The sequence below is a fragment of the Micromonospora sp. MW-13 genome, assembly GCF_003434305.1.
GTDB lineage: Bacteria > Actinomycetota > Actinomycetes > Mycobacteriales > Micromonosporaceae > Micromonospora.
Genome location: NZ_QKKX01000011.1, coordinates 143,427 through 169,962, shown reverse-complemented (window position 1 = coordinate 169,962; position 26,536 = coordinate 143,427). Strand labels below are relative to the sequence as shown.

The 26,536-nt window shown below is 72.6% G+C and carries 22 protein-coding genes; 20 read left to right on the top strand and 2 right to left on the bottom strand.

Annotated elements, in window-relative coordinates; translation table 11 throughout:
- Positions 1-162 precede the first annotated feature (162 nt).
- The 13 genes from C5N14_RS08565 to C5N14_RS08505 all read left to right on the top strand — a co-directional run bounded on the left by C5N14_RS08565 (position 163) and on the right by C5N14_RS08505 (position 16,396).
- A complete protein-coding gene (locus C5N14_RS08565) occupies positions 163-1,821 on the top strand; it encodes an ABC transporter substrate-binding protein (protein ID WP_117667271.1) in 1,659 nt (552 codons plus the stop codon).
- Between the two features lie 20 nt (positions 1,822-1,841).
- Positions 1,842-2,852 (top strand): ABC transporter permease, encoded by a 1,011-nt coding sequence (locus tag C5N14_RS08560; protein WP_117667269.1) that lies wholly within the window; start codon positions 1,842-1,844, stop codon positions 2,850-2,852.
- Entirely contained in the window at positions 2,852-3,736 is an 885-nt protein-coding gene (locus C5N14_RS08555; RefSeq protein ID WP_117667267.1) for an ABC transporter permease, read from the top strand. The genes C5N14_RS08560 and C5N14_RS08555 overlap by 1 nt, the downstream gene beginning before the upstream one ends.
- Positions 3,737-3,741: 5 nt before the next feature.
- A complete protein-coding gene (locus C5N14_RS08550) occupies positions 3,742-5,832 on the top strand; it encodes an ABC transporter ATP-binding protein (RefSeq protein WP_117667265.1) in 2,091 nt (696 codons plus the stop codon).
- A complete protein-coding gene (locus tag C5N14_RS08545) occupies positions 5,829-7,880 on the top strand; it encodes a hydantoinase/oxoprolinase family protein (RefSeq protein WP_117667263.1) in 2,052 nt (683 codons plus the stop codon). The genes C5N14_RS08550 and C5N14_RS08545 overlap by 4 nt, the downstream gene beginning before the upstream one ends.
- Complete coding sequence (locus C5N14_RS08540; protein ID WP_117667261.1) at positions 7,877-9,565, top strand: hydantoinase B/oxoprolinase family protein; 1,689 nt, start codon at positions 7,877-7,879, stop codon at positions 9,563-9,565. Before C5N14_RS08545 ends, C5N14_RS08540 begins: the two co-directional genes overlap by 4 nt.
- Entirely contained in the window at positions 9,558-11,228 is a 1,671-nt protein-coding gene (locus tag C5N14_RS08535; RefSeq protein ID WP_117667259.1) for a hydantoinase B/oxoprolinase family protein, read from the top strand. The genes C5N14_RS08540 and C5N14_RS08535 overlap by 8 nt, the downstream gene beginning before the upstream one ends.
- Positions 11,225-12,496, top strand: a complete 1,272-nt coding sequence (locus C5N14_RS08530; RefSeq protein WP_117667257.1) for an amidohydrolase family protein — start codon at positions 11,225-11,227, stop codon at positions 12,494-12,496. Before C5N14_RS08535 ends, C5N14_RS08530 begins: the two co-directional genes overlap by 4 nt.
- Positions 12,493-12,903 carry a DUF4440 domain-containing protein gene (locus tag C5N14_RS08525; protein ID WP_117667731.1) on the top strand — a complete coding sequence of 137 codons (411 nt, stop codon included), beginning with the start codon at positions 12,493-12,495 and terminating at the stop codon, positions 12,901-12,903. Before C5N14_RS08530 ends, C5N14_RS08525 begins: the two co-directional genes overlap by 4 nt.
- Complete coding sequence (locus tag C5N14_RS08520) at positions 12,900-13,904, top strand: NADPH:quinone oxidoreductase family protein (RefSeq protein WP_117667255.1); 1,005 nt, start codon at positions 12,900-12,902, stop codon at positions 13,902-13,904. Before C5N14_RS08525 ends, C5N14_RS08520 begins: the two co-directional genes overlap by 4 nt.
- Positions 13,901-14,230 (top strand): TIGR04076 family protein, encoded by a 330-nt coding sequence (locus C5N14_RS08515; RefSeq protein ID WP_117667253.1) that lies wholly within the window; start codon positions 13,901-13,903, stop codon positions 14,228-14,230. The genes C5N14_RS08520 and C5N14_RS08515 overlap by 4 nt, the downstream gene beginning before the upstream one ends.
- Complete coding sequence (locus tag C5N14_RS08510) at positions 14,230-15,228, top strand: LLM class flavin-dependent oxidoreductase (protein WP_117667251.1); 999 nt, start codon at positions 14,230-14,232, stop codon at positions 15,226-15,228. The genes C5N14_RS08515 and C5N14_RS08510 overlap by 1 nt, the downstream gene beginning before the upstream one ends.
- 337 nt (positions 15,229-15,565) lie before the next feature.
- Positions 15,566-16,396: an alpha/beta hydrolase gene (locus C5N14_RS08505; RefSeq protein WP_243639316.1), complete on the top strand. Its 831-nt coding sequence runs from the start codon at positions 15,566-15,568 to the stop codon at positions 16,394-16,396.
- A gap of 114 nt (positions 16,397-16,510) precedes the next feature.
- On the opposite strand, the gene C5N14_RS08500 is transcribed toward C5N14_RS08505, so the two are convergent.
- Positions 16,511-17,146 (bottom strand): helix-turn-helix domain-containing protein, encoded by a 636-nt coding sequence (locus tag C5N14_RS08500; protein WP_117667729.1) that lies wholly within the window; start codon positions 17,144-17,146, stop codon positions 16,511-16,513.
- 238 nt (positions 17,147-17,384) lie between these two features.
- On the opposite strand from C5N14_RS08500, the gene C5N14_RS08495 reads away from it, so the two are divergent.
- A complete protein-coding gene (locus tag C5N14_RS08495; RefSeq protein WP_243639374.1) occupies positions 17,385-18,275 on the top strand; it encodes a helix-turn-helix domain-containing GNAT family N-acetyltransferase in 891 nt (296 codons plus the stop codon).
- 55 nt (positions 18,276-18,330) lie between these two features.
- Here C5N14_RS08495 and C5N14_RS08490 read toward each other — a convergent pair whose 3' ends face one another.
- A complete protein-coding gene (locus C5N14_RS08490) occupies positions 18,331-19,914 on the bottom strand; it encodes a DHA2 family efflux MFS transporter permease subunit (protein WP_117667247.1) in 1,584 nt (527 codons plus the stop codon).
- Positions 19,915-20,425: 511 nt separating this feature from the next.
- Between C5N14_RS08490 and pruA the strand changes: the two genes are divergently transcribed.
- From pruA to C5N14_RS08460, 6 genes are all read left to right on the top strand, one after another.
- Positions 20,426-22,060, top strand: coding sequence for an L-glutamate gamma-semialdehyde dehydrogenase (gene pruA, locus C5N14_RS08485; RefSeq protein ID WP_117667245.1), 1,635 nt, complete (start codon positions 20,426-20,428; stop codon positions 22,058-22,060).
- Between the two features lie 137 nt (positions 22,061-22,197).
- Complete coding sequence (locus tag C5N14_RS08480; protein WP_117667243.1) at positions 22,198-23,067, top strand: ABC transporter substrate-binding protein; 870 nt, start codon at positions 22,198-22,200, stop codon at positions 23,065-23,067.
- A 2-nt stretch (positions 23,068-23,069) separates the two neighbouring features.
- Complete coding sequence (locus C5N14_RS08475) at positions 23,070-24,167, top strand: amino acid ABC transporter permease (RefSeq protein ID WP_117667241.1); 1,098 nt, start codon at positions 23,070-23,072, stop codon at positions 24,165-24,167.
- 3 nt (positions 24,168-24,170) lie between these two features.
- The gene (locus C5N14_RS08470; protein ID WP_117667239.1) at positions 24,171-24,920 is read left to right on the top strand and encodes an amino acid ABC transporter ATP-binding protein; all 750 of its coding nucleotides are present in this window, start codon (positions 24,171-24,173) and stop codon (positions 24,918-24,920) included.
- Between the two features lie 40 nt (positions 24,921-24,960).
- Positions 24,961-25,740: an acetoacetate decarboxylase family protein gene (locus C5N14_RS08465; RefSeq protein ID WP_117667237.1), complete on the top strand. Its 780-nt coding sequence runs from the start codon at positions 24,961-24,963 to the stop codon at positions 25,738-25,740.
- Positions 25,741-25,808: 68 nt separating this feature from the next.
- Positions 25,809-26,498 (top strand): GntR family transcriptional regulator, encoded by a 690-nt coding sequence (locus tag C5N14_RS08460; RefSeq protein ID WP_117667235.1) that lies wholly within the window; start codon positions 25,809-25,811, stop codon positions 26,496-26,498.
- The last annotated feature ends 38 nt before the right edge of the window (positions 26,499-26,536 follow it).

The following is a 26,536-nucleotide window of genomic DNA, read 5'->3' as shown; positions in this document are numbered from 1 at the left end:
TGACTTCGCAGGTCATCGGCCATTCGGCCAGCGTGGGTGGTCGCTTTCGGGAGTTCGGTAGCGAACAAGGTTCAGACTCTTGTTCACTCTCACTTAATCCGGTAGAACACGAGTAGGTCCGCAGCGCGGACCATCTGCCTCGTGGTTCTAGGAGGACTACCCATGGCTCGTTCCCACCGCGCGGGCGGCGCCTCCTCGCCCGCCCTCTCCCGCCGCGGGGTCCTGCAGCTCGGCGGCAGCGTGGCGCTGCTGCTGGCTACCGGCGCCTGCGCCGCGAACAGCGAGTCCAAGCCCCGCGACGGCGCGTCGGGCGGCCCCACCGCCAAGGCCCTGCGGATCGCGGTCTCGAGCTACCTGTCGAGCTGGGACCAGGACTTCGTGGGCTTCGACCTGACCGCGCTGATGCTGTACAAGAACGTCTTCCCGTACCTGATCGACTACGGCGTCACCGCCGCCGGCGACAGCCAGATCCTCGACACCCAGAACGTCACCCCGACGTTCGCCGAGTCCTTCGAGCCGGACGCCACGCAGCGGGTCTGGACGCTCAAGCTGCGCCGCGGGGTCAAGTTCGCCAGCGGCAACGAGCTGACCGCCGCCGACGTGAAGTGGTCCAAGGACCGCGCCTTCGCCGCCCAGGCCAACGTCGCCGGCATCTACCGCACCATCGGCCTCACCGGCCCCGACCAGGTCAAGGTGGTCGACGACCACACCGTCGAGTTCCACCAGGCGTTCCCCAGCGCCCTCACCCGGCAGATCCAGGCCATCTCGCTGTACGTCTTCGACTCCACCGAGGCGAAGAAGCACGCCACCGCCAGCGACCCCTGGGCCAAGGAGTGGTTCGCCAAGAACCCGCCCACCGGGGGCTACTACAACGTCGCCAAGGCCACCCAGGGGCAGGAGATCGAACTCTCCGCGAACCCGGGATACCCGGGCCCGGATCCGGCCAAGACGCCCACCATCAGGATCTCCGTGGTGCCCGCCGCCTCCAACCAGCGGCTGCAACTCCAGGCCGGCGACATCGACATCGCCCTCGGCATCAGCCAGCGCGACATCCAGGACCTCAAGAAGGCCCCCGGCATCAAGGTCATCTCGGCCGCCAGCAACCGTCAGGTGACCATCCAGATGTCGGTCACCACGGCGCCGTTCAACGACGTGAACGTCCGCAAGGCCCTCGCCCACGCCGTGCCGTACGAGCAGATCATCAACAACGTCTACGGCGGGGACGCCCGCGCCGCCAAGAGCCCCGTGCCGCTGGACATGCCCGGCTACGACGCCGCCGGGTACCCGTTCACCCACGACCTCGACCAGGCCAAGGCCGCCATGGCCGCGGCCGGCAGGAGCACCGTCGACTCCGAGCTGGTCTTCGAGTCCGACAACGAGGAACAGCAGAAGATCGCCGTCCAGGTGCAGAGCGAGGCGGCGAAGGTGGGGATCAACCTCAAGCTGACCCCGCTGGACCCGGCCACCCTCGGCGAGCGGCGGTCCAAGAAGAACGTCCCGCTGCAGATCACCTCCGGCCAGCTCTGGGTCAACGACGTCGAATACATGCTCGCCACGAGCTTCGTCAAGGGCGCGAACCTCAACTACTCCAACTACAGCAACCCGGAGATCGAGAAGATCTACGAGCAGTCGCACACCACCGTCGACCAGGCGGCCCGCGGCCGGCTCTGGAAGCGCGTCCAGGAGATCCTCGCCGCGGACGTGCCCTGGGTGGTCGTCTGCCAACCCAACTTCAACCTGCCCGTTCGCGACGACGTCGCCGGCTGGGTGCAGCCGATGGACGGCCTCGCCCGGCTGCGCTACCTGACCGCGTCGGCCTAGGACGGGCGGGACCGCTGCCCATGCGCATCCTCCGGTTCGTCGCCAGAAGACTGCTCCAGCTCATCCCGGTGCTGCTCGGCGTGATCGTCCTGACCTTCCTCCTGGTCCGGGTGCTGCCCGGCGACCCGGTGCGGACCATCCTCGGGCAGAACGCCACCGAGGCCGACGCCGCCGCCGCCCGTGCCCGCTTCGGGCTGGACCAGCCGCTCTGGCGGCAGTTCCTCGACTACCTGACCGGGCTGGTCACGGGCGACTTCGGCACCTCCATCCAGAGCGGCGCCCCGGTCGGCGCGGAGATGGCGCTGCGGGTGGGGCCCACCCTCGAACTGGTCGTCATCGCCGTGACCATCGCCCTGGTGGTGGCCACCGTCCTCGGCGTGTGGTCGGCCCGGCGCGCCGAGCGGCCGGCCGACCACGGCATCCGGGTCCTCGCCCTGGTCGGTAACTCCGTGCCCGAGTTCTGGCTCGGACTCGTGCTGGTGCTGGTGGGCTACAGCGTGCTCGGCTGGTTCCCGGCCCCCAACGGGCGGGTGGACCCCGACACCGGCCTGACCCCGCTGACCGGCGCGGACCTCGTCGACGCCGTGCTCACCGGGAACGGACCGGCCATCGCCTCCGCCGCGGCGTACCTGGTCCTGCCGGTGCTGACCCTGGTCATCGGTGTCGTCGCGCCCCTGCTGCGCAGCGTGCGGGCCTCGGCCCTGGAGGTGCTGCACTCCGAGCCGTACGCCGCGGCGGCGGCGCACGGCCTGCCCCGGCGCACCCTGCTGTACGGCTACCTGATGCGCGCGACCCTGGTCCGGCTGCCGTCCCTGGCCGCGCTGGTGTTCGGCACCGCCATCGGCTCCACCGTGCTCGTCGAGTACGTCTTCTCCTGGCAGGGCTTCGGCCAGTGGGCGCTGCGCGGCCTGCTCTACCGCGACTACCCGGTGGTGCAGGCCTCCGTGCTGGTGATCGCGCTCTGCTACGTGCTGGTGTTCCTCATCGCCGACGTGGTCCACGCCATCCTCGACCCGAGAGTGAGGATCTGATGGCCGACCTGCGCACGAGCGGCCCGACCGAGGCCACGGACCCGCCCGGGCCCGTCGCCGGCGCCCGGGACAGCCGCTTCGCCCGCGTCCTGATCATCACCGGCGCCGCGATCCTCGCGGTGATCGCGGTGGCCGCGCTGTGCGCGCCGCTGCTGAGCTCCTGGGGCGAGACCGAGATCGACCCCGCCGCCACCCTGACCGCCCCCGGCGGCGGCCATCTGCTCGGCACCGACGGCAACGGCATGGACATCTGGAGCCGGGTGCTCTACGCCGCCCGGCTGGACCTGGGCATCGCGGTGGCCGCCGTCGCGCTCGCCGTCACCGTCGGCACGCTGCTGGGCCTGGTCGCCGGCTACCGCGGCGGCTGGCTCGACGACGTGCTGATGCGGGTGGTCGACATCTTCCAGGCGTTCCCCACCTTCATCCTGGCGCTGGCGGTGGCCGCCCTGCTCGGCAACGGCACCGTCAACCTCATCATCACCATCGCCGCGGTGAACGCCCCGGCCTACGCCCGGCTGGTCCGCGCCGAGGTACGCACCCTGCGCGAGCTGCCCTTCGTCGACGCCGCCGTCACCTCCGGGGCGTCGACCACGGGCATCCTGTGGCGGCACCTGCTGCCCAACAGCCTCACTCCGGTGCGGGTGATCGCCCCGCTCAACTGCGGCTGGGCGATGCTGACCCTGGCCGGGCTGTCCTTCCTCGGCCTCGGCGTGAGCATCCCCGCCGCCGAGTGGGGGGCCATGATCAGCCTCGGCGCCGCGGACGTGGTCGGCGGCCGGTGGTGGACCTCGGTCCCACCCGGCCTGGCCCTGCTCGTCTGCGTCCTGGGATTCAGCCTGCTCGGCGAAGGCCTGCAGGAACGCGCGGACGCGAAGCGGCGGTGACCGGAATGCTGTCGATCGAGAACCTGTCGGTGGCCATCCGCCGCCCCGGCCGCGAGGTGGCCGCGCTCAGCGACGTCACGCTCGCCGTACGACCCGGCGAGGTCGTCGGCCTGGTGGGGGAGAGCGGCGGCGGCAAGAGCATGGTCGCCCGCGCCGTGGTCGGACTGCTCCCCGGCGGCTCGCACGCCACCGGGCGGGTCGTCTTCGACGACGCGGACGTGCTGCGGATGGACGAGTCCGCGCTCAGCGCCCACCGCGGTCGGGGAGTGGCGATCTGCTTCCAGAACCCGCGCGGCGCGCTCAGCCCCACCCGCACCGTCGGCCGGCAGCTCGTCGACCGGCTCGTCACCCACCAGGACATGTCCGCGGAACGGGCCCGCGAGGCCGCGCGGGAGCTGTTCGAGTCCGTCGGCATCCGCAGCCCGCAGCGCCGGCTCGACGCGTACCCCCACGAGCTGTCCGGCGGGATGGCCCAGCGGGTGATGATCTCCCTGGCCACCGGCTGCGCCCCCGGCCTGCTGATCGCCGACGAGCCGACCACCGGCCTCGACGTGACCCTGACCCGGGAGATCCTGCGGCAGTTCCGGCACGCCGCCGACACCGACGGCCGAGCCGTGCTGCTGATCTCCCACGACCTCGCCTCCATCGCCCAGGTCTGCGACCGGGTGGTGGTGCTCTACGCCGGCACCGTGGTGGAGAGCGGCCCGGCCGCTCAGGTGCTGCGCCAGCCGGCGCACCCGTACACCCGCGCGCTGCTGCGGTCGGTGCCCGACCTCGGCGGCCGGCCCGTCGTCGCCACCCCCGGCGCGATGCCCCTGCTCACCCGGGCGCCGCTCGCCTGCCCGTTCGCCGCCCGATGCGCGCACGCCGACGACACCTGCGCCACCCGCCGGCCGCCCACCGAGCCCCTCGCCGGCGGCCCGGACGGGTGGTCGCTGGCCTGCTTCCACCCCCGCACCGGCCCCCTCGACGCCGGCCCGGGCGACGCCCCGCCCGGCTCGGGCGGTCCGGTTGGTTCGGTCGGCACGGTCGGCTCCGCCGTCGTCGCCGCGGCGGCCCCCGTATCCGAGGCCGCGGACCCGGCACCGCGCGGCGCCGGTCCCGCCGTACTGGAGATCGACGACGCGCACGTCGTCTACCGGAGCCGGTTCTCCTCCGGCGGCCACCACGCGCTGCGCGGGGTGAGCCTGCGGCTCGCGCCCGGCGAGACGCTCGGCGTGGTCGGCGAGAGCGGCTGCGGCAAGAGCACCCTCGCCAAACTCATCATGGGCCTGGTGCCGCCCACCTCCGGCACGGTCACCGTCGCCGGGCACCGCGCGGCGCCCGGCCGGGGTCGCCCGTCCGGGCGGGCGGCGCGGCGGCTGCGCACCCGCGCCCAACTGGTGTTCCAGGACCCGATCGGGTCGCTCAGCCCGCGCCGCACGGTCGGCGACTCCATCGCCGAGCCCCTGCGGGCCGCCGGCCTGCCCGCCGCCGAGCGCGACGCCCGGGTCGCCGCGGTGCTGGACCGGATGGAACTGGACCGCGCGATCCTGCGCCGCTACCCGCACGAGCTGTCCGGCGGGCAGGCGCAGCGGATCGGCATCGCCCGCGCCCTGGTCGGCGAGCCGGACCTGATCGTCTTCGACGAGCCCACCTCGGCCCTCGACGTCACCGTGCAGGCGCAGATCCTCGACCTCATCGCCGACGTGGCCGCCGACGCCGAGCGCGCGGCGGTGTTCATCTCCCACGACCTGGCCACGGTGCGCGGGTTCGCCGACCGGGTGGTGGTGCTCTACCTCGGACGCGTCGTCGAGGAGGGCCCCGTCGACGTCGTCTTCGACCACCCCCTGCACCCGTACACGCGGGCCCTGCTGGCCAGCGCCCCCCGCCTCGGCGGGACCCCGCCGGCCGACGCCGCCCCGGTGGAGCTGGTCAAGGACCTGGAGGAGGCGGACGCGGCGACCGGCTGCCCGCTGGCCGCCCGCTGCCCGTTCGTCACCGACACCTGCCGCACACAGCCACAGCAGCTCCAGTCCCACGGCGCGAGCCAGGCCGCCTGTTGGCGGATCCCCGAGCTCCCCGCCCTGATCGGAAAGCAGGCCACCACGCCATGACACGTCGTCCCGTCCGGCTGGCCGTCGACATCGGTGGCACGTTCGTCGACGCCATGGAGCTGGACACCCGCACCAACCGGGTCCGCTTCCGCAAGGCATCCACCACCCCCGCGCGCCCCGCCGACGGGGTGCTCGCCGCCATCACCGCCCTGGGCACCGACCTGTCCGAGGTGGAGCTGTTCATCCACGGCACCACCCTCGGGCTCAACGCGGTGCTGGAACGCCGGGGCGGACGCACCGGCATCATCACCAACGACGGCTTCCGGGACGTCTTCCTCATCGGCCGGGGCAACGTCCCCAACGACCACATGTACGACTTCCAGTACGAGCGGCCGGAGAGCCTGGTCCAGCGCCGGTTCACCGCCGGGGTGCGGGGCCGGCTCGACCACCGGGGCCGGGTGGTGGAGGAACTGGACCCCGACAGCGTCCGCGCCGCTGCCCGCGCCCTCGTCGTCGACCAGCAGGTCACCTCGATCGCCATCTGCTTCCTGCACTCGTTCCTCGACCCGAGCCACGAGCAGGAGGCCGCCCGGCTGATCCGCGAGGAGTTCCCCGAGGTGAGCCTGTCGCTGTCCACCGACATCGTGCGTGAGTACCGGGAGTACGAGCGGACCAGCACCACCGTGCTGGAGGCGTACATCCGGCCGATCTTCGAACGGTACGTCGACGAGCTGGAGGCCGGGCTGGCCGAGCGGGGCTTCACCGGCCGGTTCCTGATCATGCGCTCCGGCGGCGGCTCGATGACCAGCGCGGTGGCCAAGACCTCGCCCACCCACACCGTGCTGTCCGGCCCGGCCGGCGGCATCGTCGGCGCCGCGTACCTCGCCGCCGAGCTGGGCCGCGACAACCTGCTCACCTTCGACATCGGCGGCACCTCGCTGGACGCCTGCGTCATCGAACGCGGCACCCCCGTCGCCGCGTACGAGGCCCAGCTCGAACACTTCCCGCTGCTGATCCCGACGTACGACATCCGGACCATCGGCGCCGGCGGCGGCTCGATCGCCTGGCTGGACCGGGGCCTGCTCAAGGTCGGCCCGCACAGCGCCGGCGCCGACCCCGGCCCGGTCTGTTACGGCCGGGGCGGCACCCGACCGACCGTCACCGACGCCGCCGTCGTGCTCGGCTACGTCGACCCCGACCGCTTCCTCGCCGGCACCATGGGGCTGCACGACGAGGCGGCGCGCGACGCCGTACGCGAGCAGCTCGCCGAGCCGCTCGGCCTGAGCGTGGAAGCCGCCGCCGCCGGCGTGTTCGACGTGCTGCTGGCCCGCACCGTCGGCGCCGTCCGGCAGATCACCGTCGAACGCGGCCACGACCCCCGGCAGTTCTCCCTGCTCGCCTTCGGCGGGGCGGGGCCGCTGCTGGCCCCGCTGCTGGCCCGGGAGATGGGCATCGGCGAGGTGATCGTGCCCTTCGCGCCGTCCGGCTTCTCCGCCTGGGGCATGCTGTCGGCCGACATCGTCAACGACTTCAGCCGCACGGTCATGGCCACCCTCGACGACGCGGACCTCACCGAGCTGGACCAGCTGTTCAAGGCCGTCGAGGCAGAGGCGGTCGCCTCCCTGGTGGCGCAGGGCGTGCCGGCCGGCCAGGCCGTGCTGGAACGGCAGTTCGAGCTGCGCTACCTGGGCCAGGAACACAGCCTGATGGTCACCGTCGGCGGCACGCTGGACCGCGACGCGGTCCGGACCGCCTTCGACGAGCTGCACCGCAGCCGGTACGGCCACACCATGGGCAACCCGCTGCAGATTCTCAACCTGCGGGTCCGCGGCATCGGCCGCACCGACCGGCCGGAGCTGGGCACCCGCCCGCGCGGCGACGGCGACCCGGCGCAGGCCCTGCTGGCCCACCGGGACGCCTACGACGTCGGGCGGCGCGCGGTCGTGCCGTTCGCCGTGTACGACCGGTCCGCGCTGGACGCGGGCGACACGTTCGCCGGTCCGGCGCTGGTCGACGAGGGCACCTCCACGACGGTGGTGCCCAGTGGCCAGCGGGTCACCGTCGACGACCACGGCCACCTGCTCGTCACCCTGGAGGATGTCGCATGACCACCCTGGACGGCGCCCGGGTCGAGGTCGTCCGCAGCTACCTGCTGTCGGCCGCGGAGGAGATGCGGGCCACCCTGATCCGCACCTCGTTCAACCCGGTCATCTACGAGGTGCACGACTTCGGCCTGTCGATCTACGACCCCGACCTGCGGCTGGTCGCCGAGGCCACCGGCCTGACCTTCTTCCTCGGCGCCAACGACCACTCGTTGGCCAAGGGCGTCGAGTACGTCGGCCGGGACAACCTGCACCGCGGCGACGTGGTGCTGCTGAACTACCCGTACTGGAACGCGGCGCACGCCTACGACGCGACCCTGTTCGCGCCGGTCTTCCGGCCCGACCCGGCCGACGCGGACGCCGACGGTGACCTGGTGGGCTTCCTCTGCGTCCGGGCGCACTGGATGGACCTGGGCGCCAAGGACCCGGGCTACGTGCTCGACTCCACCGACATGCACCAGGAGGGCCTGATCTTCCCGGGCACCAAGGTCGTCTCCCGGGGCGAGCCGGTCCGCGAGATCCACGAGCTGATCCGGTTCAACTCGCGGATGCCCGACGCCGTGCTCGGCGACCTGCACGCGCAGATCGCCGCGCTGCGCACCGGCGAGCGCCGGCTGCTGGAGATCGTCGAGAAGTTCGGGCGGCCGACCGTGGACGCGGCCGTGGACCGGATCATCGCCGACGGCGAGGCCCGGGCCCGGGCCGCGCTCGCGGCCCTGCCGCAGGGTAGCTGGACCGCCGAGGACTGGGTCGACGACGACGGCATCACCGACGACCCGGTGAAGATGCGGGTCACCGTCACCATCGCCGACGGCACCTTCACGGTCGACTTCGCCGGCTCGGCGCCGGCCACCCGGGGGCCGATCAACATGCCGTTCGGCGCCACCGAGGCGATCTGCAAGGTCATCCTCAAGTCACTGACCTCACCCGACGAGCCGTCCAACGCCGGCACCGTCGCGCCGCTGGAGGTACGGGCCGAGCCCGGCACCCTCTTCCACGCGGTCTACCCGCAGCCCACCTTCACCCTGTGGACCGGCATCGTCGCCGTCGAGCTGATCCTCAAGGCCCTGGCCCAGGGCATGCCGGACCGGTTGCCGGCGTCCAGCGGCGGTGACGTGCCGGGGTTCATGATGGTCGGCCTGCACCCGGACACCGGGCAGATGTTCGCGGTCAGCAACAACGACCTGGTCGGCTGGGGCGGCACCCCGGACCACGACGGGATGGACGCCGCCACCCACGTCTCCGGCAGCACCGGCCGGGGCACCCCGATCGAGGTGCTGGAGGCGCGGACGGGGATGTTCTTCGAGCGGGTGGAGATTCGTACGGATTCGGGTGGGGCTGGTCGGTTCCGGGGTGGGTGTGGGTTGCGGCGGGACATTCGGTTCGTGTCGGCGGGGGAGTTCCTGTCGGTGATCAAGAAGACGAAGTCCGCGCCGTGGGCGCTCGATGGCGGGTTGTCGCCGGAGCCGAACCGGGTGGTGGTGTTCCCGGGTACGGATCGGGAGGCGCGGGTGAGTACGAAGCGGACTCCGGTCGAGGCCGGTGACCGGGTGACCCTGTTGACCGCCGGTGGTGGTGGGCACGGTGACCCGAGGCGACGCGATCCGGAGTCGGTGCGCCGGGACGTCGCCGAGGGCTACGTCTCCGCCACCGCCGCCCGCGAGGTGTACGGGGTGGACCTCGATGGGTGAGCCGACCGTCGACGGGGCCACCGTCGAGGTGGTCCGCAGCTACCTCGTCTCCGCCGCCGAGGAGATGCGCGCCGCGCTGGTCCGCACCGCCTTCAACCCGGTCATCTACGAGGTCTACGACTTCGGCATCTCCCTCTACGACCGCCACCTGCGGCTGGTCGCCGAGTCCACCGGCCTGTCCCGCTTCCTCGGCGCCAACGACTACGCCATCCAGCGCGGCGTGGAGTACGTCGGCCGGGACAACCTGCACCCCGGCGACGTGGTGCTGCTGAACTACCCGTACTGGAACGCCGCGCACAGCTACGATGCGACGCTGTTCGCCCCGGTCTTCCTCCCCGACGGCGGGGAACTGATCGGCTTCCTGTGCGTCCGCGCCCACTGGATGGACCTGGGCGCCAAGGACCCGGGCTACGTGCTCGACTCCACCGACATGCACCAGGAGGGGATCATCTTCCCCGGCACGAAGGTGTACGCCCGGGGCGAGCCGGTCCACGAGATCCACGAGCTGATCCGGTTCAACTCGCGGATGCCCGACCTCGTCCTCGGCGACCTCAACGCCCAGATCGCCGCGCTGCGCACCGGCGAGCGGCGGATGACCGAGCTGTACCGGCAGTACGGACCCGTCACGGTGGACGCCGTGATCGACCGGGTGATCGCCGCCGCCGCCGACTCCGCCGCCGAGGCGGTGGCCGCCCTGCCGCAGGGTAGCTGGACCGCCGAGGACTGGCTCGACGACGACGGCGTCACCGACGACCCGATCCGCATGCGGGTCACCGTCACCGTCGCCGACGGCGCGTTCACCGTGGACTTCACCGGCTCCTCCCCGGCGGTGGCCGGGCCGGTGAACCTCCCGCTCGGGGCCACCATCGCCACCTGCCGGGTCGCGTTCAAGGCGATCACCACGCCCACCGAGCAGACCAGCGCCGGGCACTTCGCCCCGCTGCGGGTGCGTACCGAGCCCGGATCGCTGTTCCACGCGCGGTACCCGGCGGCCACCTTCACCCAGTGGACCGGCACCGTCGCCCTGGAACTGATCTACCGGGCCCTGGCCAAGGGCATGCCGGACCGGTTGCCGGCGTCCAGCGGCGGTGACGTGCCGGGGTTCATGATGGTGGGCCTGCACCCGGACACCGGGCAGATGTTCGCGGTCAGCAACAACGACCCGGTCGGCTGGGGCGGCACCCCGCAGCACGACGGGATTGGGCCGGCCAACCACCTGTGCCAGACCCAGGCCCGCAACACCCCCGTCGAGGTGCTGGAGGCGCGGACGGGGATGTTCTTCGAGCGGGTGGAGATTCGTACGGATTCGGGTGGTGCTGGTCGGTTCCGGGGTGGGTGTGGGTTGCGGCGGGACATTCGGTTCGTGTCGGCGGGGGAGTTCCTGTCGGTGATCAAGAAGACGAAGTCCGCGCCGTGGGCGCTCGACGGTGGGTTGTCGCCGGAGCCGAACCGGGTGGTGGTGTTCCCGGGTACGGATCGGGAGGCGCGGGTGAGTACGAAGCGGACTCCGGTCGAGGCCGGTGACCGGGTGACCCTGTTGACCGCCGGTGGTGGTGGGCACGGTGACCCGAGGCGACGTGACCCGGAGTCGGTGCGCCGGGACGTCGCCGAGGGCTACGTCTCCGCCACCGCCGCCCACGACCTGTACGGAGTGACCGCATGACCGCCGCAAGCACCCCCATGCCGCCGAGCCTGCTGCTCGGCAACTGCACCGTGCTGGACGCCCGCGTGACGGACGGCACCGGTCCCCTGCCCGACGCCGGCGTCTGGGTCCGCGGCGACCGGATCGCCGCCGTCGGCCCGTACGCCGAGGTGGCCGCGCGGGCCCGGGCCGCCGGCCCGGTGACCGACCTGGACCTCGACGGGGCGTACCTGACCCCCGGCCTGGTCAACATGCACACCCACTTCTCGCTGTCGCTGCCCGGCTCCGGGGGCGACAGCGTCAAGGGCATGGGCCCGCACGACCTCGCCCTCTACATGGCCGACGGGGCCCGGCGGACCCTGCACTGTGGAGTCACCACCGTGCGCTGCGTCGCCGAGAAGGACCACGCCGACTTCGCGCTGCGCCGCGCCATCACCGCCGGCCGCACCGAGGGTCCCCGCATCCACACCGCCGGCCGCGCCCTGGTCTGCACCGGCGGGCACGGCCACGAGAGCAGCGACACCCTCGAATGCGACGGGCCCGTCGGCTTCCGCCACGGCGCGCGCAGCCAGATCCGGGCCGGCGCGGACCTGATCAAGGTGATGGTCTCCGGCGGCATCGCCGGTGAACACGAGCGCATCCACACTCCCCAGCTCTTCGCCGACGAACTCGCCGCCGTGATCGAGACCGCGCACGCCTGGGGACGCAAGGTCACCGCGCACGCCGGACCGGCGGAGGTGATCGGCGCGGCCGTGGACCTCGGCCTGGACTGCGTGGAGCACGGCTACCAGCTCACCCCGCAGGTCGCCGCGCGGATGGCCGAGCGCGGCACGGCCCTGGTGCCGACCCTGCTGGTGACCCGGTGCAAGGAGTTCTTCGACGAGTTGGGCGTGCCGGAATGGATGCAGTGCCGTTCGCTCGGCGCCGGCCCCCGGCACCTGGACAGCTTCGCGACGGCCGTCGCCGCCGGGGTGCAGGTGCTGCTCGGCAGCGACATGCCGCCGTTCTGGGACTTCGAGGGCACCAACGCCACCGTGCGGGAGCTGGAGTACATGGCCGAGGTGATCGGGCCCGCCCGGGCCCTGCACGCCGGCACCCTCGGACCCGTCCGGTGGCTGGGCGTCGAGGACGACCGCGGCACCGTGCAGGACGGCAAGCTGGCCGACCTGGTCGCCATGGACGACGACCCGCTCGACGGCGCCGCCGCGTTCCGGGGCGTGCGCTGGGTGATGAAGGGCGGCCGGGTCGTCCGCGACGACCGGGCCGCCGCGCCGGGAGGTGCGTGGTGACGTTCGCCGAAGCCGGGTCGGCGGCCATCGCCGCCGGGATCGACGACATGTACGAGGCGTTCCTGGCCGGGGACCGCCCCCGGTTCGACGCCCACCTGCACGCCGAGGTGACCACCTGGGAGAGCCACCTGCCCGGCCCGCTGCGCACCCGTTCGCAGCTCGACGCGTACCGCGAGCAGCGCGACGCCGCCGGGCGGCCCCGGCTGGCGGTGCTCGCCGCCCGGGACAAGCACATCGACGTCTGGGGCGACTTCGGCGTCGCCCGCTACGTCCTCGTCGCCCAGGCCCAGGCCCAGGACCCGCCCGCGCTCACCCGCGTCACCGACGTGCTGCGCCGGGTCGGCGGCCGGTGGCTGATCGTGCACCACCACGCCGAGCTGGTGCGCGAACCGGAGGAGGCTTCGTGATCCGGCGACTGGTCGCCCACCGCACGGGCGAGCCGGCCGACGTGCTGTCGGTGGCGGAACTGCCCGACGACCCGCCGCCCGGCCCCGGCGAGGTACGCCTCGCCGTCCGCGCGGTCGGCCTGAACTTCCTCGACGTGTCGCTGTGCCGGGGCGAGTACCCGGTGCGGCCGGACCCGCCGATGACCCCCGGCGTCGAGGCCGCCGGGCGGGTCGTCGCCGCGGGCGAGGGTGCCGCGCACCTGCTCGGCCAGGAGGTCGTCGCCTGCCCGTCGCTGCCCCGCGGCGCGCTCGGCTCCACGGTGACGGTGGACGCCGCCGTGGTCGTGCCCCGCCCGTCCACCGTCGACCCGGTGACCGCGGCGGCGCTGCCGGTCACCTACCAGACCGCGTGGTTCGCCCTGGAACGCGCCGGCGTCACCGCCGGGCAGACGGTGCTGGTGCACGCCGGAGCCGGCGGTGTCGGCATCGCCGTCACCCAGCTCGCCGTCGCCCGGGGCGCGCGGGTCCTCGCCACCGCCGGCGGCCCCGCCAAGACCGCCGTCTGCCGGGACCAGGGCGCGGCGGTGGCCATCGACTACACCACCGAGGACTTCGTGGCCGCCGTGCGGGACGCCACCGGCGGCGACGGCGCCGACGTCGTCGTCGACCCGGTCGGCGGCGACATCCTCGCCCGGTCGCTGGACTGCCTGGCCTTCGAGGGCCGGCTCGTCACCGTCGGCGCCGCCGGCGGCCCACCGCCGCCGGTCGACCCGGCCCGGCTGATCGCCGCCAACGCCACCCTGGTCGGCCTGTCCTGGGGCTCCCGGTATCCGTGGCGCCGCGCCCCCGAGGTGCGTGCCGCCTACCAGGCCCTGTTCGACCTGCACGCCACCGGCGCGGTCCGGCCGCCGGTCAGCCGGGTGGTGTCCCTGGAACAGACCCCGGCGGCGCTGGCCGAGTTGGCCGCCCGCCGGACCACCGGAAAGATCATCGTACGGGTCGAGGAGAGGGAGCCGGCATGACGGAAACCCCGGACGGCGACATGGACATCTACGACCTGCGGGTCACCGTCGACCGCATCGAGGGGCGGTCGGTCTGCGGCATGGCGGTCGGCGACCACTTCGAGCTGACCGACAGCGCCCACCTGAAGCTGCCCGATGGCCAGCACTTCTGCGTGTACGCGCTGGCCTCCGTGCTGCCGTTCCTCGCCGCGAAGCAGCGCGACCTCGCCGCCGGGGACTGGCTGGCCCAGGACTCGCACTTCGCCTGCCCCGATCCGGAGGAGCGGCTCGTCATGAAGGTGGAACGGACCTGTCGGCGGCGGATGAACTCGGCGGACCTGACCTGATGGCCGTCGAGATCGGACTCGGGCTGCAGAGCGACAAGCCCGCCGGCGCGTACGCCGCGCTGGCGGCGGCGGCCGAGGCCCACGGCTTCGACGTGCTGACCGTCTTCGGTGACCTGATGTACCAACCGCCCATCTTCCCGCTGCTGGAGATGGCCGCAGCGACCAGCCGGGTCCGGCTCGGGGCGGCCTGCCTCAACCCGTACTCGCTGGCCCCGTACGAGATCGCCGGCCAGCTCGCGGCCCTGGACCTGGCCTCGCACGGCCGGGCCTACCTGGGGCTGGCCCGCGGCACCTGGCTCGGGGCGGTCGGCCTGGCCCAGCCCCGGGCGCTGACCACGATCGAGGAGGCGGCGGCCGTCGTCTACCGCCTGCTGCGCGGCGACCGGGACGGCTACCCCGGCCGGGTGTTCACCCTGGCGCCCGGCACCGCGCTGCGTTACGCCGTGCACCGGCCCGACCCGCCGCTGCTGCTCGGCGCCTGGGGCCCGCAGGGCGCGGCCCTGGCCGGCCGGATCGCCGACGAGATCAAGGTGGGCGGCAGCGCCAACCCCGACATGGTGCCGGTGATCCGCGACCGGGTGCGGGTGGGCACCGACCGGGCCGGTCGCGACGCCGCGGACGTCGGCATCGTGTTCGGTGCCGTGACGGTGGTCGACACCGACGGCGAGGCGGCCCGGGCGAAGGCCCGCACCGAGGTCGCCATGTACCTCGCCGTCGTCGCGGAACTCGATCCGACCGTAGCGCTGCCCGACGGCCTGGTGCAGCGGGTCGGCGCCCTGGTGGACGAGGGCGCGCACGAGGCCGCCGGCCGCCTCATCCCTGACGACGTGCTCGACCGGTTCGCGTTCTCCGGCACCCCGGCGCAGGTGGCCGCGCAGGCCCAGGCGCTGATCGACGCCGGGGTCCGCCGGGTCGAGTTCGGCACCCCGCACGGGCTGACCGACGACCGTGGCGTGGACCTGCTCGGCTCCGCCGTACTGCCCCTGCTGCGCAGGTAACCCCGCCGTCCCGCCCGCGAGAGAGGAGCCCCGTCGGTGCGGATCGTCGTCGTGGCCGGCCCCGGACTGGTGGCCGACACCGCCCTGCTGGAGTCGCTGACCGCCACCACCTGCGCCGAACTCGGCGTCACCGGCGGGCTCGTGACCGCCACCTCCGCCGAGGAGGTGCGGGCCCTGGTCACGGGGGCCGGCCCGCTGGTCGTGGCGCTGCCCGGTCCGACCCCCGAGGTGCGGGCCCTCATCCCCACCGCGCCGCGCACCGTGGTCTGGTACGACCTCACCGTCGAGCCCACCCGTCGACGGGGCCGCGCACCTGTCCGGCCGGGGCGCCTGGGGCGTGGTCTGGGCCGTCCGGCACGCCGTGCACCGCCACCGGTCCCCGGCCACCCGGATCGGCTACGGTCCGCACCCGCAGCAGTGGGGCGAGCTGCGGCTGCCGGTCGGGACGGCGGGGCCCGTCCCGGTCGCGGTGCTCCTGCACGGCGGGTTCTGGCGGTCGGTGTGGGCGGCCGACCTGATGGACGCCCTCGCCGTCGACCTCGTCGACCGCGGCTACGCGTCGTGGAACGTGGAGTACCGGCGTCCCGACCGGCACGGCTGGGACGCCACCACCGGCGACGTGGCGGCCGGCGTCGCGGCGCTGGGCGGCCTCGCCGCGGACGCCGGGCTGGACCTGGGGCGGGTCGCCGTCGTCGGCCACTCGGCCGGCGGCCAACTGGCCCTGCGGGTCGCGGCGGACCTGGCCGCCGGCACCGAACCCGGCCCGGCCCCGGCCGGCGGGGCGGCGGCCGGGGCACCGGCGGTGCGGGTCGCGCTGGCGGTGTCGCTGGCCGGCGTCCTCGACCTGGCGGAGGGCGAGCGGCGGTATCTCGGTGACGGCGCCATCCCCGCGGCCCTCGGCGGCACACCGGCGACCGTGCCGCACCGGTACGCCGCCGCCGATCCCATGGCCCGGCTGCCGATCCGGGTGCCGACCCTGTTGGTACAGGGCGCGGCCGACAGCCCCGACCTGGTCGACGTCAACCGCCGGTACGCCGCAGCGGCCCGCGCGGCCGGCGACGACGTCAGCCACCTGGAGCGGCCCGGCGACCACTTCGACGTCATCGATCCCGGCTCGGCCGTCTGGCGGGACACCATGACCGCCGTGGACCGCCGGCTGGGCCGCTGAGCACCGGCGCCGCCACGCGGCGGGCCGCCGGCCATGTCCGCGATGTTTCACCAGCGTGAACAAGACGTGCTGCCGCCGCGGTCGCCTCCCGGGCGCCGGGTCGATCGACCGCCGTCAGAACAGCCGCGGCGTGACCACCGACACGACGGTCGTCACCGCGGCGGTGTCGTTGTACATCGAGTGCGGCACCGACGAGCGCAGGTGCACGCTGTCGCCCGGGCGCAGCCGGTGCTCGACGCCGTCGACCTCGTAGAGCAGTTCGCCGGAGATGACGTACGCGAACTCCTCTCCGGCATGGCCGTAGGCGGCCTCCCGGCGGCCCCCCGGAGCGATGTGCACCAGCATCGGTTCGAGTACCAGGTCCGGCCCCCGCTCCGACAGCATCCGGTAGGTCTGCTGGCCGGAGACGTACTGGGTGGCCGGGGTTTCCGCCCTGGTGAGGGTGAAGTGCGTGGGCAGCGGGCCGACCGTCCGGTCGGGGGAGTCCGCACCGGCGTCGAAGAACTCCGCCACCGTGCGGTCCAGGGCCTTCGCGACGCTGCCCAGCGCGGTCAGGCCGATGGAGGAGATGCCCCGCTCGACCTGGGACAGGAAGCCGATCGACAGCCCGGAGCGGGCGGCCAGCCCGCGCAGCGTCAGCCCGCGCTCCTTGCGGTACTGGCGGATGCGCGCGCCCGCCAGGCCGGCGGGGGTGGCGTCCTGCGCCCCCTCGTCGGGGCGGATCCGCTCCCGGGCCGGGTTACTCTCCATCGACCGCACGGGGACCTCCTGTCGCGTCCCGGCGGGAGAGCCCGCCACGCTTGTTCGATGGTATCGAACTTCGGGGCATCCGCGACGTCCGGGCCGCCCCGTCGCGGCGGGCCGTCGGCGGGGCGGCCGGCGCGGGCGCGCCGGCAGGTGCTGCTGCGGGTGGACGAGACCTCGTGCGAGGGCGGCCACCCCGGTCGAGTGGTCGCGGATTTTCCTGACTAAAGTCAGGCATGTGGACATGGACCTGGTCGCCGCGGTGCGGCGGTTCAACCGGACGGTGACCCAGCGGGTGGGGGCGCTCGACGACGAGTACATGGCGCGTGGCCGGCCGCTCGCGCAGGCGCGCCTGCTGTGGGAGATCGGCCCCGGCGGCGCCGAGGTGGCGGCGCTGCGGTCCCGACTCGGGCTGGACTCGGGGTACCTCAGCCGGCTGCTGCGCACGCTGGAGGGCGACGGGCTGGTCACCGTGGGGCCGGCCGACCGGGCCGGCGGCGACGGGCGGGTACGGGTCGCCGCGCTCACCGGGGCCGGCCGGGCCGAGTGGGCCGAGCTGGACCGGCGCTCCGACGAGTTCGCCCGGTCCATCCTCGCCCCGCTTCCCGGGCGGCGGCGGGAACGGCTCGTCGCGGCGATGGCCGAGGTCGAGCGGCTACTCGTCGCGTCGCTGGTGGTCATCGGGCCGTGCCCGCCGGGCGACCCGCGGGCGAGGGCCTGCGTGCGGGCCTATGCCAGGGACGTGGGCCGGCGGTTCGACGGGGGCTTCGACCCGGCGCTGAGCAGCCCCGTGCACGACGAGGCACTGGTGCCGCCCGCCGGGGTGTTCCTGCTGGCGTCCCTCAACGGCGAGCCCGTCGGCTGCGGCGCGGTCAAGCTGCACCCCGGAGCCCCCGCCGAGATCAAACGCGTGTGGGTGTCCGACCAGGTGCGCGGGCTCGGGGTCGGGCGGCGGATGCTCGACGAGCTGGAACGGTACGCCGCCGAGCGCGGCTGGGCCGCCGTCCGGCTGGACACCAACCGGGCGCTCACCGAGGCGATCGCGATGTACCGCTCGGCCGGCTACGGCGAGGTCGAGCCCTACAACACCGAGCCCTACGCCCACTACTGGTTCGAGAAGCGCCTCGCCCAGTGACCGGCGCGGTGGTGGCGGGCCTGCCGGCCAGCGCCACCGCCGCGCCGGTCACGGATCAGTGGATCAACACCGGGGCGGTGCGGTCGCCGCCCTGCTCGTCGTCGAGCAGGTGCGACTGCTGTCGCCTGCGCGGCAGGAAGTAGGCCGGGACGAACGTCACCAGCATCAGCGCGAAGCCGACCCAGAACGTGGTGCCGAACGAGTCGGCCACGAACTCCAGGCCCCGCTGGAGGATTCCCGGGTTGACCGGGAACTGTTGGGTCAGGTCCGGGTTCTGCTTGACGGCGATCGCGAGGCCGGCCTCGGTGACCGGTGCGCCGGTGTTCGGGTCGACCGCCCCCGGGATGACCGGCGAGTTGTTCAGCTCCTTGGTCAGGATCACCGACATCATCGCCGATCCGACCGAGCCGGCGATCTGCTGGAGGATGTTCAGCAGCGTGGAGCCACGGGCCACCTCGTGGTTCGTCAGCGTCTTCAGCGCGGACGTCATGATGGGCATCATCGTGCCGCCCATGCCCAGGCCCATGACGAAGAGCGAACCGCACAGCAGCCAGTACGAGGTGTCGGTGTCGACCTGGGTGAACGTGAAGAAACCGGCCGCGATCAGCACCAGTGCGAACGGCACCGTCCGGCCGACCGGGATCTTGTCGGCCAGCATGCCGGCGATCGGCATGGTGACCATCGCCCCGATGCCCTGCGGCGCCATCAGCAGGCCGGCGTCGAGCGTCGACTCGCCGCGCACCTGCAGGAAGTAGCTCGGGAACAGCAGGCCGGCGCCCATGAACGCGATGGTGAACACGGCCAGCGTCACGGATGCGACCGTGAGGTTGCGGTCGCGCAGCAGCCGCAGGTCGAGCAGCGGGTGCTTCGGCTTGAACGAGTAGAGGACGAAGCTGATGACCAGCAGCCCGCCGACCAGCATCGGCAGCCACACCTTGTTGTCGGCGAACGTGCCGGTCTCGGGCAGCGACGACACCCCGTACAGGAAGAGGGCCAGGCCCGGCGAGAGCATCAGCATACCGACGAAGTCGAACGACTCGGACGGCTCGGGGTTGTCCTTCGGCAGCGCCCACTGCGCGTAGGCCAGGGCGACCGCGCCGATCGGCAGGTTGATCAGGAAGATCCAGTGCCAGCTGGCCACGTCGATCAGCCAGCCACCGAGGATCGGCCCGCCGATCGGGCCGAGCAGCATCGGGATACCCAGTACGGCCATCAGCCGGCCGATCCGCTCCGGGCCGGCCGCCCGCGTCATGATCGTCATGCCGAGCGGCATCAGCATGCCGCCGCCGAGGCCCTGAAGCACCCGGTAGCCGATGAGCTCGCCGATCGAGTCGGCGGTGGCGCAGAGGGCGGAGCCGAGCGTGAACAGCACGAGCGCCGCCATGTAGAGCCGCTTCGTGCCGAACCGGTCGGCGGCCCAGCCGGTCAACGGGATGACCGTGGCCAGGGCCAGCGTGTAGCCCGTCATCGTCCAGGCGACCCGGGCGTACGACGCGTCGAATTCGGTCTGGAACGTGGGCAGCGCGACGCTGACCACCGTCACGTCGAGGATCGACATGATCGCACCGAGGACCACGACCCCGGCGATCTTCAATACGGCGCCGTCGAGCTTGGCCGGCGCCGCGGATTGACTGCTCACAGCGAATCTCCTGGTGAAACTTTGCGAATGACGCCGATCGGCCACGCGCCACACCGCGCGTGCCCGCACGTCTGAGTCAGAGGTCAGGCGGGGAGGTCGCAGACGACCGCCCGTGTCCGCGGGCCCGCACGCTGTCTCCCCCCTCGCGCGCCTGATCCCCCGCGGACGCACGCCGCGACGGTAACAAGGCCGACGCCCACCTCACCGCCCTTTATCGGGTCATCCGGCTGTGGTCACGATCACTGCTCCGGGCGCCGCCGTCCGGCGCCGCGCCGGGGGCCGGCCCGGGGGCTCACCGGCGCCGTGCGGGTGGCGGGGGACGTCCGGCGGCAGAGGGGGCCGCCGGGCCGCCGGGCGAGGGGTGGCGCATCTGAAATTTTAGTGTAATGTCAGCGGCCGGCCGGGGTGCCGACCCGATCCGGGCGCGCCCCGGCGCGCGTCGCCCGCCGAGCGAGCCCGCCGGCCCGGGCCCCGCCGAACCGTGATTCCCGTCGATGCGAGGAGGACCAGAGTGGATGCCGTGACGAGCCCGCCGTCCCCGGTCAACGAGCCGACCCTGAGCTACGCCCCCGGCAGTCCCGAGCGGGCGGAGCTGGAGCGGGAACTGGCGCGGCAGGAGAGCCAGCAGGTGGAGCTGACCGCCACCATCGGCGGTCGCCGCCGGATGGGCGGGGGGACGGAGATTCCGGTCGTGCAGCCGCACGACCACCGCCACGTGCTCGGGGTGCTGCGCAACTGCACCCGCGCCGACGCCGAGGACGCCGTCGCGGCGGCGGGACAGGCGGCGCCGGGCTGGCGCGAGCTGTCCCTCGACGACCGGGCCGCGATCCTGCTCAAGGCCGCCGACCTGCTGGCCGGCCCGTGGCGCCAGCGGCTCAACGCCGCCACCATGCTGGGCCAGTCGAAGACCGCCGTCCAGGCCGAGATCGACTCCGCGTGCGAGCTGGCCGACTTCTGGCGGTTCAACGTCCACTACGCCCGGCAGATCGTGGGCGAGCAGCCGGTGGCCAACTCCCGGGGGGTGTGGAACCGCACCGACCACCGCCCCCTGGAGGGCTTCGTCTACGCGGTCACCCCGTTCAACTTCACCGCGATCGCGGGAAACCTGCCGACCGCGCCGGCACTGCTGGGCAACACGGTGCTGTGGAAGCCCGCGCCGACCCAGCAGCTCGCCGCGAGTCTGATCATGGAGCTGCTGGAGGAGGCGGGCCTGCCGCCCGGCGTGATCAACATGCTGCCCGGTGACGGCCTCGACGTCTCGGCGGTGGCGCTGACCCACCGCGACCTGGCCGGCATCCACTTCACCGGCTCCACCGCGACGTTCCAGCACCTGTGGTCGACGGTGGGGGCGAACCTCGGGGGCTACCGGTCGTACCCGCGGGTCGTCGGCGAGACCGGCGGCAAGGGCTTCGTGCTCGCGCACGGCTCCGCCGACCCGGACGTGCTGCGGGTGGCGCTGCTGCGCGGCGCCTTCGAGTACCAGGGGCAGAAGTGCTCGGCCGCCTCCCGGGCGTACGTGGCCCGGTCGGTGTGGGACCGGGTGCGCGACCCGCTGCTCGCCGAGGTGGAGGCGCTCACCATGGGCGACGTCACCGATCTGGCGCACTTCATGGGGGCGGTGATCGACGCCCGGGCGTTCGGCCGGCACCGGGCCGCGATCGAGCGGGCCCACGGGCGGGACTCCCTGACGGTGCTCGCCGGCGGCGCGGTCGACGACTCGGTCGGCTGGTTCGTCCGGCCGACCGTCGTGCAGGGCACCGACCCCACCGACGAGATGTTCCGCACCGAGTACTTCGGGCCGATCCTGGCCGTGCACGTCTTCGACGACGACGCCTACGACGGCGTGGTCGACCAGCTCGACTCCGTCTCGTCGTACGCCCTGACCGGCGCGGTCGTCGCCCGCGACCGCGAGGCGATCGCCCGGGCCAGCCGGCGGCTGCGGTTCGCCGCCGGGAACTTCTACGTCAACGACAAGCCGACCGGGGCGGTCGTCGGGCAGCAGCCGTTCGGCGGCTCCCGCGCCTCGGGCACCAACGACAAGGCGGGCGCGGCGTCGAACCTGACCCGCTGGCTCTCGCCGCGGTCGATCAAGGAGACCTTCGATCCGCCCCGCGACCACCGCTACCCCCACCAGGGTGCCCGCTGAAGCACGGCGTTCACCAGGCAGAACTGCCTCTGGACCGACTCGCCGAGCAGGTGCTAGCGTCGTCCACACTTCACTAAAATTTCACTGAAATTCCTATTCACCCCCATGCTTCACGACCATCGACACGGAGGTGTCAGATGAAGAGGTCCCTACGCTCCCTCGGCGTCGCCACGGCCATCAGCGGGCTGATCGCCCTGGCCGGGTGCGGCACGGACACCTCGTCCGCCGGATCCGGGGCAGCCGACTTCGGCGACTGTGCGGTGACGGAGAACCCCACGGTGCACAAGTTGCAGACCAAGACCGAGGGCACCCTCACCGTCGCCGCCTCGCTGCCCTACCCCGCCGGCTACCGGGGCAACACCCTCGAATCGGTCGACGGCGGCTACATGTACTGCCTCGACGCCGAGATCGCCAACCGCGCCGGACTGGACCGGATCAAGCTGGTGAACGCCTCGTTCGAGGCCCTCGTCACCGCCAAGGCCTCGAACTTCGACTTCGCGGTCTGGGACATCTACGACACCCCCGAACGGCGCAGGGCCGTCGACTTCTCCACGCCCTACAACACCTACCGCACCGGCGTCCTCGTCAAGACCGGGTCCGACCTGACCAAGGACAGCATCAGGACCGCCACCGTCGGTGTGCTCGCCGGATCCGTCCAGCTCAGCTACGTCAACGAGACGCTCAAGCCCAAGCAGGTGCGGGTCTTCGCCTCCAACGACGACCTGTTCAACGCCGTCCTGGCCGGGCAGATCGACGCCGCGCTCAACGACACCGCCACCGTCATGCCCCGGGCGGCCAGCTCCGGCGGCAAGCTCGAGGTGATCGGGCAGTACCCGGTCGGTGGCGACGTGGCGGCGCTGTTCCCCAAGGGTTCGCCCAACGTCACCGTGGTCGACCAGATCCTCGCCGACATGAAGAAGGACGGCACCCTCGCCGCCATCATGGCCAAGTGGCTGAACCCGATCCTCGGCGGAGACCCTGACAAACTGGCCGACTGGAGTGCCTGACCATGACGGTGCAGGCACCCGAGACACCTGAGGCCCGGGCGACACCGCCCGGCGCCGGCTCCACCCCGACCAGGCCGCTGGCGACGACGGCCTACCTCACCGCCGCGGCCCTGCTCACCGTCCTGGCCACGACCCTGTGCCACCAGCTCGCCACCATGCTGGTCGACGGGCCGGCCGCGCGGCTCCTGCTCGGCGCCGTGCTGCCGCTCGCCGCGCTCGGCTGGCCCCTCTGGTCGGCCTACCGGCGCAGCCACCGGTCCCGACGGGACTGGGCGGCCGGCCGGTACGTCGAGGCCCGCCGGGCGGCGGCCGGCTCCCGGGACGCCGCGATCTCGTCCCTGGGACTCAGCGGGTGCCTGGCCATCGTGGCCCTGCTCGCCCTGATGGTCTTCACCAACGACGGGGCGGTGCAGAAGACCTTCTTCAACGGCGAGTACATGTCGCGCAGCTTCCTGGACATCGTCCGCGCGCTGTGGATCAACATCCAGATCGCGCTCGGCGCCCAGATCCTCGCCATGGTCTTCGGCCTCGTGCTCGCCATCGGCCGGCAGCTTCCCGGCCGGGGCTTCCGCCCGGTCCGGGCGCTGTCCATCGCCTACATCGACGTGTTCCGCGGCATCCCGTCGGTCGTCCTGATCTACCTCGTCTGCTACGGGCTGCCGCTGACCGAGGTGCCGTTGCTCAGCGGCGGGTCGCTGGTCGTCTACGCCATCGTGGCGCTGGCCATGACGTACAGCGCCTACAACGCGGAGCTGTACCGCGCCGGGATCGAGTCGATCAACCCCGGCCAGAGCTCGGCCGCCCTGTCCATGGGCCTGACCCAGACCGACGTGCTCAGGTTCGTCATCATGCCGCAGATGGCCCGCAACATCGCCGCTCCCATGCTGAGCACGTTCATCGGCCTGCAGAAGGACACCGCGCTGGTCATCGTCGTCGGCATCATCGACGCCTTCAGCCAGGCCAAGATCTACTCGGCGAACGACTTCAACCTCTCCGCGGTGACCGCCGTGTGCCTCGTGTTCGTCCTCATCACCATCCCGCAGACCCGGTTCGTCGACTACCTGCTCGCCCGCACCGGGGCCAGGAAGACAGGGGCGTGAGCCATGTCGCGACCGTTCATCGAGTTCGACCAGGTGACCAAGCGGTACGGCGACCTCACCGTGCTGGACAAGGTCGACCTGACCGTCGACCGGCACGAGGTGGTCACCCTGATCGGCGCCTCCGGCTCCGGCAAGTCGACGCTGCTGCGCTGCGTCAACGGGCTGGAGGACGTCCAGGGCGGGCGGATCCTGCTCGACGGTGACGTCGTCTCCGGCGAGGGCGTCGACCTGGTCGGACTGCGTCGCCGGGTCGGGATCGTCTTCCAGAGCTTCAACCTGTTCCCGCACATGACGGTGCTGCGCAACTGCACCCTCACCCCGGTGCGCGCCGGTGTGGCGAGCAGGCCCGAGGCCGAGGCCAACGCGCGGGCGATGCTCGACCGCGTCGGCCTGCGGGACAAGGCCGACTCCTACCCCGCGCAACTGTCCGGCGGCCAGCAGCAGCGCGTCGCCATCGCCCGGGCGATGCTCATGCGTCCGCAGGCTCTGCTGCTGGACGAGATCACCTCAGCCCTCGACCCCGAACTGGTGATCGAGGTGCTGAACCTGGTCCGGGAACTCGCCTCCGACGGCATCACCATGATGATGACGACCCACGAGATGCCCTTCGCCCGGGAGATCTCCTCGAAGGTCTGCTTCCTGCACCGCGGCACGATCCTCGAACAGGGCCCGCCCGAGCAGATCTTCGAAGCACCCACCTCGCCCGAGCTCCGGTCGTTCCTCCGCAAGATCCACGAAGCCGGCCGGGACTAGCCCCACCCCCTCCACGAGACAAGGTCAGGGACACCAACCGATGAGCAAGCCGTACGACACCAGGGACTTCTTCACCTACCTCGGGTACCCGAGCGGCGACCAGCCCTACTGGTGCAGGGACCTGCGCAGCCTGTCCGTCTACTGTCGCGGCGATCGGGCGAACCTGGAGGCGCTGCTCGCGCCCACCCCGTTCGAGCTTGCCGACGACCGGTTCGTCGTGCAGATCGCGGACTTCGGCAACGCCACCCCCGGCGCCTTCTACGACTCCGGGGTCGTCATTCCCGTCCGCTACGGCGACCACCGGGGGGTCAACTACTTCTTCGAGTACGAGGACCAGCCCTGGAGCGTCGCCTTCGGCCGGGAGGTCTGGGGCTACCCCAAGCAGTACGCCGACATCGCGCTGACCGACACTCCCGAGGCGGTCTCCGGCACCGTGCACCGCTCCGGCAAGCCGGTGTTCGGCATCTCCATGACGCCGGGGGAGGGCCACGACAACGCCGCCTGGGCCGACCTGTCCCTGTACCCGCACCTTCAGGTGCACGCCCTGCCCGAGGCCGACGGGCCGGGGTTCCGGGTCTTCGAGATCATCTCCCGGGACACCTCGAAGGACTTCGTCCTCAAGCACCGCAGCTTCGGACCGGCAACCGTCGAGCTCACCGACGCGCTCTCGGTCAACGGCGTCGAACTGAAGGTGGTCGAGGTGCTGGGCGGCGAGTACTCCGTCGGGGACTACGCCTGCACCGTGCAGAACGGCGTCTCGACGGTCATCGACGACCTTCTCGGCAACCCGTCCCGCGGCGGAGCGGCGGAACGGCCGTAATCGTCCGGTAGCTTGCCAGAGTGCGGGGCCGCTGCGCAGAAGCGGTGCACGACGTGGGGGAGGAACAGATGTTGTCGGAGTACGTCGGGAAGGGCGCGCTCGTCGGCACCGAACAGGCGGGCAACGCCCTGCTCAGCGAGTCGGCCTACGCCAGCCTGTGCTCCCGGCTCGTCCGCGCCGAGATCATGCCCGGGGACCGGCTCGTCGAGAACGACCTGCGGGCCGACCTCGGCGTGGGCCTGTCCCCGGTGCGCGAGGCCATCAGGCGGCTGGAGTTCGAGAAGCTGGTCGTCATCTACCCGCGCAGCGGCACCTACGCCACCGAGATCGCGCTCAAGGACTCCCGCTCGGTCATGGAGTTGCGACTGGAACTGGAGTCCCTGGCCACGACGCTGGCCTGCGGGCGCGGCTCGAAGGCGGAGAAGGAACAACTCGTCGCGCTCGCCGAGGAGCAGGCCCGGACCACCGACCTGCAACGGTGCATCGACCTGGACGCCGCCTTCCACCAGTGCGTCTACCTGATGAGCCGCAACGAGTACCTCAACGCCACCGCCCGGATCTACTTCAACCTGGCCCTGCGGCAGTGGTACTTCTGCTCCAAGGTGGTCACCACCCCGGACTGGACCGCGGTGGACCACCGGCCCCTGGCGGCGGCGGTCGCCGCCGCCGACGAGGCCGCCGCCGCCGAGCAGATGCGCGAGCACGTCCGCCACGACTCCCAGAAGGTCTTCGAGATCCTCACCAACTACGGCCTGTAGCCCGCCCCGAGGGGCGCGTCCGGGCCGCCGGAAAGGAC

Bases quoted from the DNA above. Each gene is read 5' to 3' on its own strand.
- C5N14_RS08465 (WP_117667237.1), top strand. From the start codon at position 24,961: ATGAGCAAGCCGTACGACACCAGGGACTTCTTCACCTACCTCGGGTAC.
- C5N14_RS08480 (WP_117667243.1), top strand. From the start codon at position 22,198: ATGAAGAGGTCCCTACGCTCCCTCGGCGTCGCCACGGCCATCAGCGGG.
- C5N14_RS08565 (WP_117667271.1), top strand. From the start codon at position 163: ATGGCTCGTTCCCACCGCGCGGGCGGCGCCTCCTCGCCCGCCCTCTCC.
- C5N14_RS08470 (WP_117667239.1), top strand. From the start codon at position 24,171: ATGTCGCGACCGTTCATCGAGTTCGACCAGGTGACCAAGCGGTACGGC.
- C5N14_RS08560 (WP_117667269.1), top strand. From the start codon at position 1,842: ATGCGCATCCTCCGGTTCGTCGCCAGAAGACTGCTCCAGCTCATCCCG.
- C5N14_RS08460 (WP_117667235.1), top strand. From the start codon at position 25,809: ATGTTGTCGGAGTACGTCGGGAAGGGCGCGCTCGTCGGCACCGAACAG.
- C5N14_RS08535 (WP_117667259.1), top strand. From the start codon at position 9,558: ATGGGTGAGCCGACCGTCGACGGGGCCACCGTCGAGGTGGTCCGCAGC.
- C5N14_RS08515 (WP_117667253.1), top strand. From the start codon at position 13,901: ATGACGGAAACCCCGGACGGCGACATGGACATCTACGACCTGCGGGTC.
- C5N14_RS08500 (WP_117667729.1), bottom strand. From the start codon at position 17,146: ATGGAGAGTAACCCGGCCCGGGAGCGGATCCGCCCCGACGAGGGGGCG.
- C5N14_RS08530 (WP_117667257.1), top strand. From the start codon at position 11,225: ATGACCGCCGCAAGCACCCCCATGCCGCCGAGCCTGCTGCTCGGCAAC.
- C5N14_RS08510 (WP_117667251.1), top strand. From the start codon at position 14,230: ATGGCCGTCGAGATCGGACTCGGGCTGCAGAGCGACAAGCCCGCCGGC.
- C5N14_RS08545 (WP_117667263.1), top strand. From the start codon at position 5,829: ATGACACGTCGTCCCGTCCGGCTGGCCGTCGACATCGGTGGCACGTTC.
- C5N14_RS08475 (WP_117667241.1), top strand. From the start codon at position 23,070: ATGACGGTGCAGGCACCCGAGACACCTGAGGCCCGGGCGACACCGCCC.
- C5N14_RS08540 (WP_117667261.1), top strand. From the start codon at position 7,877: ATGACCACCCTGGACGGCGCCCGGGTCGAGGTCGTCCGCAGCTACCTG.
- C5N14_RS08555 (WP_117667267.1), top strand. From the start codon at position 2,852: ATGGCCGACCTGCGCACGAGCGGCCCGACCGAGGCCACGGACCCGCCC.
- C5N14_RS08495 (WP_243639374.1), top strand. From the start codon at position 17,385: ATGGACCTGGTCGCCGCGGTGCGGCGGTTCAACCGGACGGTGACCCAG.
- C5N14_RS08550 (WP_117667265.1), top strand. From the start codon at position 3,742: ATGCTGTCGATCGAGAACCTGTCGGTGGCCATCCGCCGCCCCGGCCGC.